We start from the raw sequence: 13,838 nt of genomic DNA, 5'->3' as shown, positions 1-13,838 counted from the left end.
GCTTCACCCTGCTACCATCTCTATCAACTCGGCGAGATTATCACAAATCTTATTCCAGTTAAATCTCTCCGAAACGTACACATTTCCTCTTTGGCCCATGGAAGCCATAAGTTTCTCGTCACCAACAAGCTTTTTTAATCCAGCCTGAAACTCATCATAGGAAGTATAATACAGACCGCCACCACTTTTATCACAGTGCCCTTTAAGTACAGCACACTCTCCGTTTACAAGAACAGGCACGCCCAGACTGAAGGCCTCCAATACAACTATGGAAAGAGATTCATATTTAGAAGGCATGACAAGTAGCTTAGCACCTGCCATCCCATCAAACTTGTCCTTCTCACTTACAAATCCAAGAGACACAATATCCTCAGAATCAGGAATATCGATAACTGATTTCCCCAAAAGCACAAGCTTAAGGTTACCACCATTTTCTTTTTTATATCTCAAGAAAAACTCGAATAATTCCGGACAGTTCTTCCCATCATCGATTCGGCCGGCATAAATAATATAATTATCCAGTCCATACTTTGTCTTAAAATCTTCGGCGCACACGGCTGAAGGAATCTCGACACCGGAGCCTCCAAGGTGATATGGAATATGAGTGCACTCGAATCGCGATCTGGCAAGATCTCTCTCCTCTTCCGTCTCAAACAAAAACGCCCGGGGCGATGTGAATACCGGATTAAATATTTTCATCCTAAGGAAAGGCTCATCATGAGCTAGTGGCAACACGATTGCTTTATCTGCCACCTCACTTACCCCTAAAACTGTAGGATAATAAAGATAGGTTACAAAAATGAAAACATCATAAGCATCTTTATTACGCCTGATATAATCTATAAGTTCAGGCGTATAGGGTCCCTGTTCCACAAGCCATCTGTATTCCATAAACTCGGGGAGGAGTCCCATCTTAAACACCCTGTTAATGGCATTGAAGGCCTTCCTATGCCTCTCCTTTTTTACAGAAAAGCGGCGCACTTTCACGCCGCTAATAATCTCTTCATCCGATTTATATTCGTCTTTCCAGGTCATGTAATCAATGGCCCTGGTCGTAAGAACTTCAACGTCATAACGTCCGCACATACGCTCTGCCAGTTCCCTGCAAAGCGTCTCCGCACCACCATTAACCTCAAGACCATACCTCTGAATTACAAAACAAATTTTCTTCATACATTATGTCCACGCACAAACCAGAATCTGCAACACTGTAACCGCTTCCACAAAGACACTCACTTTCCAGATAATCTTAACATCCGCTTTCGAAACATTGAAAATATGGCCTCCAAAAGGAAGAAACATCAGCGCAGAGAACGGAAGGAAATACCTTCCCTGAACACCTACAGCTGTCTTTTTTCCAAAGTCAGTGAAGGCAAGTAACATCGCAATCACCACAAGAAGTATAGAGCCAAAAGAAGCAGCGGCGGACAAAGCTTTCTCTGAAGTCTTAACCCTCATTGCATCCTCGCCTGCATTAACGAATAGTATCAGTGCAAAAAGCTGTGGCAATACAATAATCCAGCTAAGCTCCAAAGTTAGCCATCCAAGGTTACCCCCAAGGAATTGAAGCAGATACTCACCTGTTCTTTTGAAAAATGTTGCCCATAACATTTTCAAAAGAGTTAATGGATTACTCAAAAAATATGAAACCGTGTATCTGGAATTCTCAGCGTCTGAGCCGCCATTCATAAATGCACCAAACATATCTTTATAAATAAAGATGAAGATCGCAAGCAGTGCCAAAGCAGCAACAGCACCTATCATGCAAAAACGTAGTTTTTTCTTTTTATCAAGCCCTGACAAGAGTCCCCTTATTACATAAAAATATAAACCAAGGGCAACAACAGGGACATATACTCCGCCCTTACAAACAACAAGCAATATGCCTGTAATAACAAATAATATTTTCTCCCAAAGCGCAGGGGCATAACCATCCTTAAGACTCCTTAAGGTGAGTGCCACAAATATAGAGCCCACACCTATTATCACAGAATCATAGGAAGCAGAGCCTCCCTGCTGAAGCGCAATTGGAAGCATCGCCAAAAGGCAAAGAAAATTCTTGCCAAAGGGCATTAGAGAAACAGCCACAAACATCAAAGCTGCATAAACCGCAAAAGCAAAAAGCCTTCCAAATACGTATACTGTTACCGCAGATAAACCAAGAAGTCTTCCAATGGTCATTCCAAGAGCCATAGGCATAAAAACCATCGCCGGAACCTGATTGGACGTATCATGAAAAGGAACCTCTACCAGCTCAGTATCATCCGCATCTTTAAACATCCCACGAGAAAGCTGATAGTATGAGTTAGTCTCAACATCATTCCCAAGCATATCTGCAAGTACAATGTCGCACTTTCTCTTATGGATAGTACCTGAGCTTACATCATCAGAAATCCCCATTAGAACATTGGAATACCGGTAGGCAGTGTCTACATGCCAGCTCTCATCAGGAACTCCGCCTATTGGAATAATAACCTGAAAACAAATGCCAAGAATTATCATACAGACCGGAAAAAGCTGATAAATCTCCTTTTTACCCAGCCCCAAGAATATATAGCCTACAAAAAGAAAAAGTAGACAGGCAACAACAACATACAGCCCTGACAGCATCCCTACCGAACCATAACCAATGCCTGCAATTACATTAGTCTTATCATCAGGGTTCTGGTTAAAGGAAGTAACTATACCCCACTTCGAATTAGCCGTTAAGAAAACCTTCGTGGCTCCGGGATCTGATAATCTGATGCTGACAGAAATCGGGCCTTCAGCTTCTATCGGATTATCGAGCTTTATCTTATAGTCATCCTCGGATTTACCAAAAGATCCCTGTACCTGAAAAGAAGTGGCAAAATCAGCATCACCACCTGCAATAGTTACATCGATCATCGCAGCCGGTTCAACATCTTCTGCCCTTCCACTAAGAACAATCTCTCTTAACTTTGGAACATCCAATATAATCTCTTCAATTATTGAATCATTCTCTGCGGATAAATCATACTCCGCATTGGGTTTATGAGCCCACTTCAAGCCACCTGTTATGGGCTTTGCGAAGCTGTCATTAATCTGGCACTTGTAAACCAGGAACACTATAACCAGAAGCAGAAGCTCCACACAAAGAAAGCGCACAATTTTCACACTTTTTTTATCACTCATAGATCCAATATCCCACAACATCCCCGCAAATTTACTTCACGACGCCCTTCTCAAGGTACTCAGCAAGATTAGTCTTAATTCTCTCACTGGCGCGTTCAACTGCAACTTTTTCCATATCATGCTTAACCATAATCTCAACAAGTTCCTCAAAGCTTGTCTTGGTAGGATTCCATCCAAGCTCTCTCCTTGCCTTGGAGGGGTCTCCCCAGAGATTAACTACGTCTGTAGGTCTGTAGAAATCCGGGCTGACCTCAACTACAACCCTGCCGGTTGCCTTGTCGATACCCTTCTCGTCCATCTCCTTACCCTGCCACTCGATCTCGATTCCGGCATGGTGGAAGGCAAGGGTTGCAAACTCACGAACAGAATGCTGAACGCCTGTAGCAATAACAAAATCCTCAGGCTTATCATTCTGAAGAATAAGCCACATACACTCCACATAATCCTTTGCATAGCCCCAGTCACGGAGTGAGCTGAGGTTACCAAGATAGAGCTTATCCTGCTTACCCTGTGCAATACGTGCAGCTGCAAGAGAGATCTTCCTTGTAACAAAGGTCTCTCCTCTTCTCTCTGACTCGTGGTTGAAAAGAATACCTGAACAGCAGAACATACCATAAGCCTCTCTGTATTCCTTCACGATCCAGAAGCCATACTGCTTAGCAACAGCGTAAGGACTATAGGGATGGAAAGGTGTCTCCTCGTTCTGAGGAACCTCCTCAACCTTACCATAAAGCTCTGAAGTAGATGCCTGATAAATTCTGCAGGTCTTAGTAAGTCCGCAAAGGCGAACCGCCTCAAGTACTCTCAGAACTCCGATAGCATCAACATCCGCTGTAAACTCAGGTGAATTAAATGACACCTGCACATGACTCTGCGCTGCCAGATTATAAATCTCATCAGGCTGAACAGTATTAACAACATCAACAATACTCATGGAATCGCCCAGATCTCCGAAGTGAAGATGGAAATTATCCTCACCCTCAAGATGAGCAATTCTCTCTCTATAATCCACAGAAGAACGGCGGATCATACCATGAACTTCATATCCCTTCTCAAGGAGAAGCTCTGCCAAATATGAACCATCCTGTCCTGTAATACCTGTAATAAGTGCTTTTTTAGCCATAAAAATCCTTTCATTTACAATTATAAATATATAAACATTGCTACCATTATAGCATATTGGCAAAAATTAAAAACTGAAACTATAAATTATTGGAGTCCTCACTTTTCCTATAAAAATGCTCTATGATCCTGGCGATCCATTTTGGCCAGAATTTACAAAACATCTCGAAGTCTTCCTGAGTCCTGGTATTCCCATTGATAAGAGCCGTAGTCTCTGAGTCATCATGAATCCTGTGAACCATCTGGATGCTGTTCACGAATACGAACTCACCCTTCAGTCTGGAAAATCTCTCCCAGGCCTGCCAGTCGATGCCACCTTTATAACCAGGGATAAAAAGCTGTTCCGGAAGATTCTCAGGAACATAAGTTACAGACGGGCAGCATATAGCCGAACCAAGAGACAGCATCCTTCGTCTCATGAACTTAGAGGGCCACATAAACCTGGGCCTTAGAGGAAAGAGCATAATACGCTTGATGTTAAGATTCCTGATATCAGAAACCTCCCTGCCGTTTCGAAGCTCGGCATAATCGGTATAGGCAATGAGCGGACGTTTTGTCCCGTTAAAATGAGCTATTACCTCTTTTGCAAAATCTCTCTTGTACAGATCATCCTGATGGGCTATGGTTACAAGCCTTGTCTTCGCGCAGCTTATCGCAAAATTCCAGTCTGTGGCGATGTCGCTGTTAAACTTCTTTTCCTCATTAACAAAATATGGGATGTCATATTTCTTAGCCAAAAGTTCCAAATACTCGGAAGGCGTTGAAGTACACATGATAACATTTGTCTGCACAGACTGTGATGTGACGGACTTAATGCACTCCTCCAAATATTCACTTTGTCCGTAGGCGCAGATCGTAAAGGTATGATCCTGCGCTGTAAATAAAAGTTTATTCATATTACATCAAATACCTCGCTAAGCCCTCTGCCCAAACAGGAACATAAGCCTAAGGGCCGCCTCTCCTCCAAGAGATGGGCGGAGCCTGTGAGGATAAAAAAGCCTCCTGAAATATCTTGAAACTGACCTTCTGCCACCTGCAAGAAGGAACCAGTCCCTCATAAGACCTGCACTCATGCCGCTCTTATGATCATTATCTGCCAAAGAGCGCTTATCGCTTCTTTGCAGTTTCTTTTCCATCTTGAGAAATCTACGAATCCTAGCACACTTATCGCCAAACTCAGGCCCCATTATCTCACGTCTTAACCAGTTGGAAATAAGCGTCAGCGTACCATTCCCATACTCAGTTACAGTATTCTCATGACGGCGGTACTTAGTAAGCACACTATCATCATACACCACTTCCCCATGAAAATGGGCAAGCCAGATGCAAAGCTCATCGTGATACATAGCCTTGCCAATAAGATTCATGGATAATAGCAGATCTCTCATGGCATTGTCGATCACCATGCAAAAACCCGAAGCATAGGTGTAAAACAGAATCGACATATCCGTAAGTACAGCAGTGCTCCCAAGCTCGTGGTGGCTTATGAGATTCAAATCGCCATCACAGTTATCATAGTCATGAACATACAGATGCGGGCAAGCCTGACCCTCATTCAGTCCGCGGCCTCTATCACTCTCCAGCATCGATACAGCCCTTTCAATCTTATCCTCATGCCACACATCGTCCTGATCACTAAAGGCATAATAATCCGCCTTAGGGCACCTTATTAAAATATCCCAGAAACAGTCCGGATATCCCAGATGCCCAGGAGAATTCACAAGAACAACTTTTCCCGGATAATCCTCTTCATAATCTCTGATAATATCGACCGTTCTATCGGTAGAACCGTCGTCCCTCACATAAATGCAGAAGCTCCTATAGCTCTGATCAAGAATTGAATCCAGCTGCTGCCTTATATACTTTTCACCATTGTATGTGCACATAAGCACATTAACCATAGCACTCTCCATAACCTATCTTCCCAAATGGAACAGCCTCAAGAACACACCATCAAGGCCCATCCTCCTAAGCATCATATAGATAAAAATCGGTCTCGCAACGGACGCTCTCTCACCCTCAGGGCCATTCCAGGTAATTAACCGGTTCTTCTCAAGCCCGGGCATCTTGTCACAAAGCCACTTAAATACATCATCTCTATAGCCTAACAGCTCCTCAACAGGCGTACCCTTCGCTGCATACAGTACATGAAAAATACCGGTTTTTAACATAAAAAATCTGAACTGATCATCCTGCATCCATTTCTTGGCAGAATCCATCCTGCTAAGAGCATCAAACAAAGTCAGTATATTAGACTCCTCGCTGACTCTCCTATGAACGGTATTGGAAACAGAAGTCCCATTTATAACCCACTGATATCCCACATACCCGGTATAGGATACCTTATCCGTGTGGGAATAGCTCAGCACATTAAAATATATATCTTCTCCCAAAGGCACAGGCAGGAATCTGATATTCTCGCGCTCGACAAATTCCCTGCGATATATTTTACCCCAGGGAGTGATATTCATAAAGCGGCACCACTCATTATTTATAAGTTCAACATGCTCCCGCACTTCGCCATCAGGAGTGACATGCTCATAGCCGGAGATGACTATGTCAGAATCATTTTTTTCTGCTACTTCAAGCAGCCTTTCTATATAGTCCGCCTTAATCCTGTCATCCTGATCCATGAAAAGAAGATAATCTCCGGTAGCTTCCTTAATTCCGCGGTTCCTTGCTCCGCCCTGACCGGTATTCTCCTGAGATACAAGTCTATACTGAATACCTTCTTCCACCTTACTTCCGAGAATATTCTCTTTAATCCCGGATGCAGAGTTGTCTTTTGAACCATCATCAATAAAGAGCACCTCAAGATTCTTATATGTCTGCGCTCCTATCTGACGGAAAATACCATCTATATATTTTTCTCCGTTATATATCGGAATAATAACTGAAACTTTCTTCACGCCTTACCAGCTCCACTTTATTCATGTCTTCAAATACTGCTCAAAAAAGAGGTACACAGCCTTGACTGTGTACCCTGTCAAAAATCATTCCGGTTTAAACTCGTCCTTGCCAACACCGCAAAGGGGGCAAACCCAATCAGCAGGTAAATCATCCCACTTAGTTCCGGGTGCTACTCCGTTGTCCGGATCGCCTGCTGCCTCATCATAAACATAACCACATGTACCACATACATACTTCATAGAAAATCTCCTTTCTACAAAAAGCACAAGTTATATTAACAATGAAATTATATCATATTTTCCTACTGTTTATTCCACCCAAAAAAGCACCCGATTATACTAAACACCACAACCACCAGTGCCTCCCTGTGGGGAACACAGAGCACCATTCCTACAATCACCGTAATACATAAAAACAAAGCTTTTCTTTTATCCAAGGTATCGCTTGCCTTAAGGAATATCCTGATACCAAGTATAAGTGCTGCTGCAAACAAAAGCTCCTTCATAGCTACAGATACCATTCCGTTATAACCCTTAAAGACATTAAGAGTAAGAGCATGAGTCCTTATGAGAAGAAATAGTTCGATAGCTACTAAGGCCACGCAGCCAAGTCTTACATAAATGCTCTCTACAAACAACACCGACAGAGCCGCAAAAATAATTAAAGCCCCAAGCTCCACGGTTCCATCCTGGAAGTACCCGGTTGTTTTGTCCAGGACGATCTTAACCATATTCAAAATGGTTACGGCAAGCAAGAACACCCACAGCTGCCTGTATGCACTCTCGAAGAACTCTGTGCGTCCGTAGGAGAGACAAAAACCCGTCACTCCCATAAGAAAGCACATAATCCCTATCTGAACATTCTGAATATCCTTTGGTACAAAATAATAATAGCCCACATAAACTGCAGTCCAGACAGGAAATACCCAGTATTTCTTAAGACCCTTTACCAGAGCTTTGAAATTCTCCTTTATATCCGACATGACAAACATAATAAGACAAAAGGTTATAAGCAGAATCGTACTTCTCTCATTTTGCAACAACGATAAGAGCATGCTTATAACAATTCCCATTACAAGGAACCCATCCCATGCCATATCACTTATCTTGTTCTCTTTTGTATTTTCTAATGATTGTTTTTCCATATTTATACCGCCATTATCCTAAATATTTAGTCTGCAGCTGCAGGCACAAGCCTGATACCCTCTGCATCAGATATTACCTTATACACAGTTTCCTCATCAAAGCTTTCGCCCTCTATCATATGAGAAAAAGCCTTATCAAAACTGTCATTGGTTTCCTTCACATAGACGTAATCATTCTCGCTCATGGCTGTCTCTACAGATGCTCTTACTTCCTCATCATTATAATCCAGTTCCAAAAGTTCTGTGGCAGCACGAAAATCCATTATATTTTCATTTGCATAATATCCCACAAAATACTGATAATCCGCATTGCTGTTTGCAACTATGAAAATACCGCTTCCTTTCTCACACTGCTCTGTAATCCTCACGGCATCTTCTCTGTAAGAAGACTTAGGATCATCTTTAAAAACTGATGGCATCAACCTTCCAAAGGTGGAAGTATCAAGTAGTACAGTAATCACAACAGCGCTAACTATATATGCAATCATTCTGGTTTTGCCCGTAGTGCGACCATATACTGTAGCCAGGCAAAAATAGATAAGCGCAATCACCAGGGGAATGACCAGTGAACTCATATATCTAGGATAGCATACTGCAGGTTTCTCATTGGGAAAACAGAATAAATACATTACAAATAATGTAAATGAGTAGCCAACTACTGCACAAATATAGGTAATCCCCTGCCATAGGGCTTCCTTTCTCGCAGCTTTGGATTTAGTAAATATTCCGATCAATAGCTGAATCCCCAGCAACATGGGGAAAAGCATTACCAGAGGAATCTTAAAATATCCCGAGATCAGATTCCTCTTCATTATCCTTTTCAGATAGGTTTTAGCGATCAGCATGCTCTCTTCAGATCCCTCTCCTCTAAGAGTGGCAATAACCTCATCCAGCCTTATTCTCTCAAAATCGAACTGACCTGCCATCGAGAATCTGCCTGAATACATTTTCCAGCTATACCAGAATGCAAAGGGAATCAGTACCAGACCACAAACAGCCATGATGATCACTCGCACATCAGGCTTAATGTCACGACAGAATATGCTCTTTACAAAATAATAGAATATCAGTATCAGAGCCAGTACTAAGCCTATCTGCTTGGTTAAAACAAGTGATGTCATACCAAGTCCCAAAGCCACTACTCCCCATATGCCGTCATAAGCTATGTCAAAAATAATAAGTGAAAAACCATAAACCAGAATCATTGCGACTGTTATATCCGTGTAAATAGTCATGATTACGCGGTCTTTATCCATAGCAAGAACAAATGACAAAATAATAAATGCGAAAACAGCCAGCTCTGCTACTTTAAATAAGACTCTCTTTACACCGGTTAGTTTTTCATTACCAAAGGGCAAAGCCTCAACCACAACTGAAAAAAGCATGGAGAAATTCATGACATGAATGGCAACTCCAGTTACCATCTCGGAAAACCTTCCTGTGATCATACACAAAAAGAGCTCCCACAAAGGCATGAAGGGCGGATATTCCTTGTGAACATACAAATGAGATGCCTCTTCAGTATAAAATCCTCCTGTACGAAACATCTCCTTAACCATCATTCCCCAGTGAGAAAGCTCATCCCAGGCAGCGAAATGAAAACCGTAATCCACAACAGCCACAAAAATAAACAAGAAAATGTAAAACCAAAATCCGGTAGTAATAAGATTTTCCCGGGATTTTACACGATAATCCTTAATAAAGAAAAGCACCGGAAATGCTACTGCAATTAGCACATTTATAACAACTGCCGGAACAAAGGATTTAACAAGCATCTGGGAGATATACATCACAAGAGTTGCAATGATCATGGAGGGCACAAGGCAATAACCAAACTTCCTCTTAGTGATGAGAACCAATGTCCCAGTCGACATCGTTATATATAAAAATATGATCAATAATGAAAGCATTAAGCATTCCTCCAAAAAATCATTCCCACTTTACCTCCATATAAATTCCACTGACTGTGGAATCTCATAGTATTCCTTCATCCAATATTTTATATAATCCTTGGTATAGGGCATATCATTTGCAAAGGTGTCATCCTCAAGTTTATGCAAAACTACCGAATTAACTTCTTCACCTCTTTGAATTGCATCCCTGGTTTCAGCAAGGATCTTTCTGTCTTCAACATTTGCTTCATAATTCAGGTAATATCCGCGAGTAATGTATAACGCATTCCCCAGGGATAATATCAGCAAAAATCCAATAACGCTCACGCTAAGTACATGACTTCCATTCTCAGAATGAGAATACAATTCTGTAAGTAAGCCTCCCAAAACAAAGTTTACTCCAATTATAAAAGGTATGGCAATTCTGGGAGATAAAACTGGAGACATGATCATCATAGCCTGTGAAGCTATCGCTCCTACAAAAATATACATCATAGTTCTCTTCTTCTCTTTATACAGATAATAAAGTATCACCCAAATAAGCCATAATACAAAGCACAATCTCAAACCCAGAACAGCGTTCTTACCCTTAAGTCCCAAGGCAGCAAATAATCCACAACTAACCAGGACACTTACAACCTTAACCAATGTCCGTCTGTAATATATCCAGGAAATCACAAGCAGCACAACAACATATAAACATATCCTGATAATACTTCGATCACCCAGATTCAAAGATAGAAGTTCCGGTAAATTACGTTTCACTTTCGCCATTAATCCCAGCTTATAGAAATCACCATTCTCCCCAACTCTTATCCAGTTCCCCGGAGCTGCTATAAGAACTATTGCTCCAAATATCCCGCAAAGATATGGATAAACCATCTTGGAGCCAATAAGTAATTCCTCTAATACTTTGAATGCACAATAACATCCAACCAGCACAGCTACCTGTTCCTGAGAAAACCCGGCAGCAAAAAGAAGCAGTCCTGCCAAAGGATACCTCTTCTTCTTACTATATTCCAATATATAAACAGCGGAAAAGAAGGCCAGAAACGGCCAAACATAAATTGCGGAAGCAGTATACCAGAAAAGCCCATCCCTTGCTATGTATATGCCAATACTAAACCAGCATATCATCACGCTAACTAACGCAACCGGATCGTACTTAGTTCTCGCAATGCATTTATATATCATCACATTTATAAGGAAGTATACACAGGCCTGAAATAGCTGGGTGAACCACTCTCCGACACTCATAGTCAATATGAAAACTGCAAAATAGAGCACTCTGCCGCCCCAACTTGTATAATGCCACTTAATGAATCCCCACAGATCTGCCAGAGTCCAATGCATACCATTGAGGTTACCCTGATAACCATATTTCAAACTGGCATAGCCATAATCATCATGATAGAAAAATACAGCTTTATGCAAAATGATATTCAAAGCAAAAAACAATATGAAGAGACTTATGCATACAGCTCTCTCAGAACTAATTCGCTTGTTATCTCGCAAGTTGTGATATCTCCTTCTACGGCACTCACCTTTTAATTTCTCCATCGCTAATACATACAGAATCAATCACCTTATTATCAGCAGGATCATACAGGACAATATTTATGCCCTCAGAATCGATCTGATGACTGACACCATCAATTGCAGTCTTACAATATCTGCCCTCAGCCTCTTTACTGAGTACCAGATATTTATCACCATTTTGCATTTTACCCTTCAAAGAAGCATTGTCATACTCAATAAATTCAGACTGCTCGCCACCTATTCTAACATATAAAAGACCCTAAAAAGAAGGAGTTTGAACGAATAACTATAGTATCGTCAGACCGAAATCAATATAAGCGAAAAGCAAGTGAGGAATTAGCTGATATTAGCTGATACATAGTTATGAAAAGACTAATCTGGAATTGGAAACCGGATTAGTCTATTTTGTATTGATGTAATTCATAAATCTAAACGGAGGTGTATTATGAGTAAGAATCAAGAAAAAGTCTATGGTTATGCTAGGGTTTCAACGCGAGAGCAGAATGAGGACAGGCAGATTATAGCCTTGAAGGAAGTGGGAGTGCCAGAAGGTAACATTTATTTGGATAAGTTTTCTGGAAAGAATTTTGAAAGACCACAGTATAAGCGTCTATTGAAAAGACTCAATAGTGAATCAGTGCTCTATGTCAAGTCTATTGATAGGTTAGAACGTAACTATCGAGATTTAAGTGAGCAATGGCGAATTATCACCAAGGAAAAAGGTGCTGATATGGTTGTAATTGATATGCCTATTCTTGATACAAGACGTGATAAGAATCTATTAGGAACATTTATTAGTGACCTTATTCTTGCATTATTATCTTATGTTGCTGAAACAGAGTATCGTACAATTCATCAAAGACAAGCAGAAGGAATTGCTGCTGCGAAGGCAAGAGGTGTTAAACTCGGACGTCCACCAAAACCTTTGCCTGAGAATTTTGATGTGATTTATCATAAATGGAAGGCAGGGGAAATATCTACTACAGAAGCATCAAAGAAGGTAAATATGCCTGCTTCTACATTTAGGTATCGAGCAGGATTATACAAGAAAAATAGTTAATTAAAAGTACATCTTCTAACAAGAAGGTGTACTTTCTTGAAGAAAGATTTTTCAGCTATTAATGAATTGCTTGAAACAGTCAAAATCCGCTTGGGCTATGGATTTATAAAAGTAAAAGATTTATAATAAAACTCGTTGATTTTACAATTAATAAAAACAAGAAAGTACACATTTTTGTAAGGGTGATAGTGTTAATGAAACTTAGAAATAAGGTCTTGTTGGGATTAATAAGTCTTATTTTGATTATTGGAATGATATGCGGTCTCTTTCTGGCATATAGACTCTATAAGCATGAAAGAGCACAGAATCAACAAATAAGCGAACTGCTTGGACAGGTTGAATATTTGGATGAAAGATTGACTCAGAGTGTTGAGTACTATGATTTTCAACCAGAATATAGTACTGAAACATATAACTATTTTGCTATAGGAAATAGTTTGACTCTGATAAAGAGTTGGGGAAGAGGAATTTGCTCAACAGAGCCAGATAATGACTATTTCAATATAGTAAAAAGTAGTAAAAAAATCACTAGAGAATCAACATGGGGAAGTGGTTGCTTATCCATATAATTTTGCTACGTGGGAAAGGCTTGTTGATAGAGATAGAGCATTTGACTTAATTGACCCTTATCTGAGTGAAGACTTGGATTTAGTTACGATACAGCTTGGGGGAGAATGTTACTGATGCTACAACATATGAAGCTGATTTGGAAAGTTTAATTAATTATGTAAAAGAAAAATCACCGAAAGCAACAATTGTTGTTATCGGTGATTGGTGGAGCGTTGATAAAAATGAAATGAGGAAAACGGCCGCTGCTAATACCAATGTTATTTTTGTAAATTTGGAAGATTTGATTGGGGATAAGGCGTACCAGTCTTCTACAGGAATTATATGCAATAAAAGTGATGGTACAACTATTACAGTATCGGAGGCTGCATCTACGCACCCTGGAGATGAAGGAATGAAGGAAATAGCTAATAGGATTATAGAGGCATTAAAAAATCAAGAATAATTCTTT

Annotated in this window: 14 protein-coding genes; 3 read left to right on the top strand and 11 right to left on the bottom strand. The window is 40.7% G+C overall.

What is annotated here, in order from left to right:
* Positions 1-3: 3 nt before the first annotated feature.
* From G601_RS0104930 to G601_RS0104880, 11 genes are all read right to left on the bottom strand, one after another.
* The gene (locus G601_RS0104930) at positions 4-1,173 is read right to left on the bottom strand and encodes a glycosyltransferase family 4 protein (protein WP_026664675.1); all 1,170 of its coding nucleotides are present in this window, start codon (positions 1,171-1,173) and stop codon (positions 4-6) included.
* Positions 1,174-1,176: 3 nt separating this feature from the next.
* A complete protein-coding gene (locus tag G601_RS0104925; RefSeq protein WP_196808807.1) occupies positions 1,177-3,153 on the bottom strand; it encodes a DUF2142 domain-containing protein in 1,977 nt (658 codons plus the stop codon).
* A gap of 31 nt (positions 3,154-3,184) precedes the next feature.
* Positions 3,185-4,276, bottom strand: coding sequence for a GDP-mannose 4,6-dehydratase (gmd, locus tag G601_RS21980; RefSeq protein WP_051205603.1), 1,092 nt, complete (start codon positions 4,274-4,276; stop codon positions 3,185-3,187).
* A gap of 79 nt (positions 4,277-4,355) precedes the next feature.
* Complete coding sequence (locus G601_RS0104915) at positions 4,356-5,171, bottom strand: glycosyltransferase family A protein (RefSeq protein WP_026664673.1); 816 nt, start codon at positions 5,169-5,171, stop codon at positions 4,356-4,358.
* 18 nt (positions 5,172-5,189) lie between these two features.
* Positions 5,190-6,188: a glycosyltransferase gene (locus tag G601_RS0104910; RefSeq protein WP_026664672.1), complete on the bottom strand. Its 999-nt coding sequence runs from the start codon at positions 6,186-6,188 to the stop codon at positions 5,190-5,192.
* Between the two features lie 3 nt (positions 6,189-6,191).
* Positions 6,192-7,184 carry a glycosyltransferase family 2 protein gene (locus tag G601_RS0104905; RefSeq protein ID WP_026664671.1) on the bottom strand — a complete coding sequence of 331 codons (993 nt, stop codon included), beginning with the start codon at positions 7,182-7,184 and terminating at the stop codon, positions 6,192-6,194.
* 84 nt (positions 7,185-7,268) lie between these two features.
* On the bottom strand, positions 7,269-7,424 hold the full coding sequence (gene rd / locus G601_RS0104900; RefSeq protein ID WP_026664670.1) for a rubredoxin: 156 nt from the start codon (positions 7,422-7,424) through the stop codon (positions 7,269-7,271).
* 62 nt (positions 7,425-7,486) lie between these two features.
* Complete coding sequence (locus tag G601_RS0104895; RefSeq protein WP_026664669.1) at positions 7,487-8,329, bottom strand: hypothetical protein; 843 nt, start codon at positions 8,327-8,329, stop codon at positions 7,487-7,489.
* 26 nt (positions 8,330-8,355) lie between these two features.
* Positions 8,356-10,239 (bottom strand): hypothetical protein, encoded by a 1,884-nt coding sequence (locus G601_RS0104890; RefSeq protein WP_155834466.1) that lies wholly within the window; start codon positions 10,237-10,239, stop codon positions 8,356-8,358.
* Between the two features lie 30 nt (positions 10,240-10,269).
* Positions 10,270-11,736, bottom strand: coding sequence for a DUF6056 family protein (locus G601_RS0104885; RefSeq protein WP_026664667.1), 1,467 nt, complete (start codon positions 11,734-11,736; stop codon positions 10,270-10,272).
* A gap of 25 nt (positions 11,737-11,761) precedes the next feature.
* Positions 11,762-11,944 carry a hypothetical protein gene (locus G601_RS0104880; protein ID WP_026664666.1) on the bottom strand — a complete coding sequence of 61 codons (183 nt, stop codon included), beginning with the start codon at positions 11,942-11,944 and terminating at the stop codon, positions 11,762-11,764.
* A 261-nt stretch (positions 11,945-12,205) separates the two neighbouring features.
* Here G601_RS0104880 and G601_RS0104875 point away from each other — a divergent pair, with 261 nt between their 5' ends.
* The 3 genes from G601_RS0104875 to G601_RS0104865 all read left to right on the top strand — a co-directional run bounded on the left by G601_RS0104875 (position 12,206) and on the right by G601_RS0104865 (position 13,832).
* Positions 12,206-12,820 carry a recombinase family protein gene (locus tag G601_RS0104875; RefSeq protein ID WP_026664665.1) on the top strand — a complete coding sequence of 205 codons (615 nt, stop codon included), beginning with the start codon at positions 12,206-12,208 and terminating at the stop codon, positions 12,818-12,820.
* A 194-nt stretch (positions 12,821-13,014) separates the two neighbouring features.
* Positions 13,015-13,389: a hypothetical protein gene (locus tag G601_RS0104870; protein ID WP_026664664.1), complete on the top strand. Its 375-nt coding sequence runs from the start codon at positions 13,015-13,017 to the stop codon at positions 13,387-13,389.
* Between the two features lie 95 nt (positions 13,390-13,484).
* Entirely contained in the window at positions 13,485-13,832 is a 348-nt protein-coding gene (locus G601_RS0104865; RefSeq protein WP_026664663.1) for an SGNH/GDSL hydrolase family protein, read from the top strand.
* Positions 13,833-13,838 lie beyond the last annotated feature (6 nt).

The sequence above is a fragment of the Butyrivibrio sp. FC2001 genome (assembly GCF_000424125.1).
GTDB lineage: Bacteria > Bacillota > Clostridia > Lachnospirales > Lachnospiraceae > Butyrivibrio.
The sequence above is the reverse complement of the archived record's forward strand: the minus strand, read 5'-3'. Positions and strand labels throughout refer to the sequence as shown.

Bases quoted from the DNA above. Each gene is read 5' to 3' on its own strand.
- G601_RS0104930 (WP_026664675.1), bottom strand. From the start codon at position 1,173: ATGAAGAAAATTTGTTTTGTAATTCAGAGGTATGGTCTTGAGGTTAAT.
- G601_RS0104925 (WP_196808807.1), bottom strand. From the start codon at position 3,153: ATGAGTGATAAAAAAAGTGTGAAAATTGTGCGCTTTCTTTGTGTGGAG.
- gmd (WP_051205603.1), bottom strand. From the start codon at position 4,276: ATGGCTAAAAAAGCACTTATTACAGGTATTACAGGACAGGATGGTTCA.
- G601_RS0104915 (WP_026664673.1), bottom strand. From the start codon at position 5,171: ATGAATAAACTTTTATTTACAGCGCAGGATCATACCTTTACGATCTGC.
- G601_RS0104910 (WP_026664672.1), bottom strand. From the start codon at position 6,188: ATGGAGAGTGCTATGGTTAATGTGCTTATGTGCACATACAATGGTGAA.
- rd (WP_026664670.1), bottom strand. From the start codon at position 7,424: ATGAAGTATGTATGTGGTACATGTGGTTATGTTTATGATGAGGCAGCA.
- G601_RS0104895 (WP_026664669.1), bottom strand. From the start codon at position 8,329: ATGGAAAAACAATCATTAGAAAATACAAAAGAGAACAAGATAAGTGAT.
- G601_RS0104890 (WP_155834466.1), bottom strand. From the start codon at position 10,239: ATGCTTTCATTATTGATCATATTTTTATATATAACGATGTCGACTGGG.
- G601_RS0104880 (WP_026664666.1), bottom strand. From the start codon at position 11,944: ATGCAAAATGGTGATAAATATCTGGTACTCAGTAAAGAGGCTGAGGGC.
- G601_RS0104875 (WP_026664665.1), top strand. From the start codon at position 12,206: ATGAGTAAGAATCAAGAAAAAGTCTATGGTTATGCTAGGGTTTCAACG.
- G601_RS0104870 (WP_026664664.1), top strand. From the start codon at position 13,015: ATGAAACTTAGAAATAAGGTCTTGTTGGGATTAATAAGTCTTATTTTG.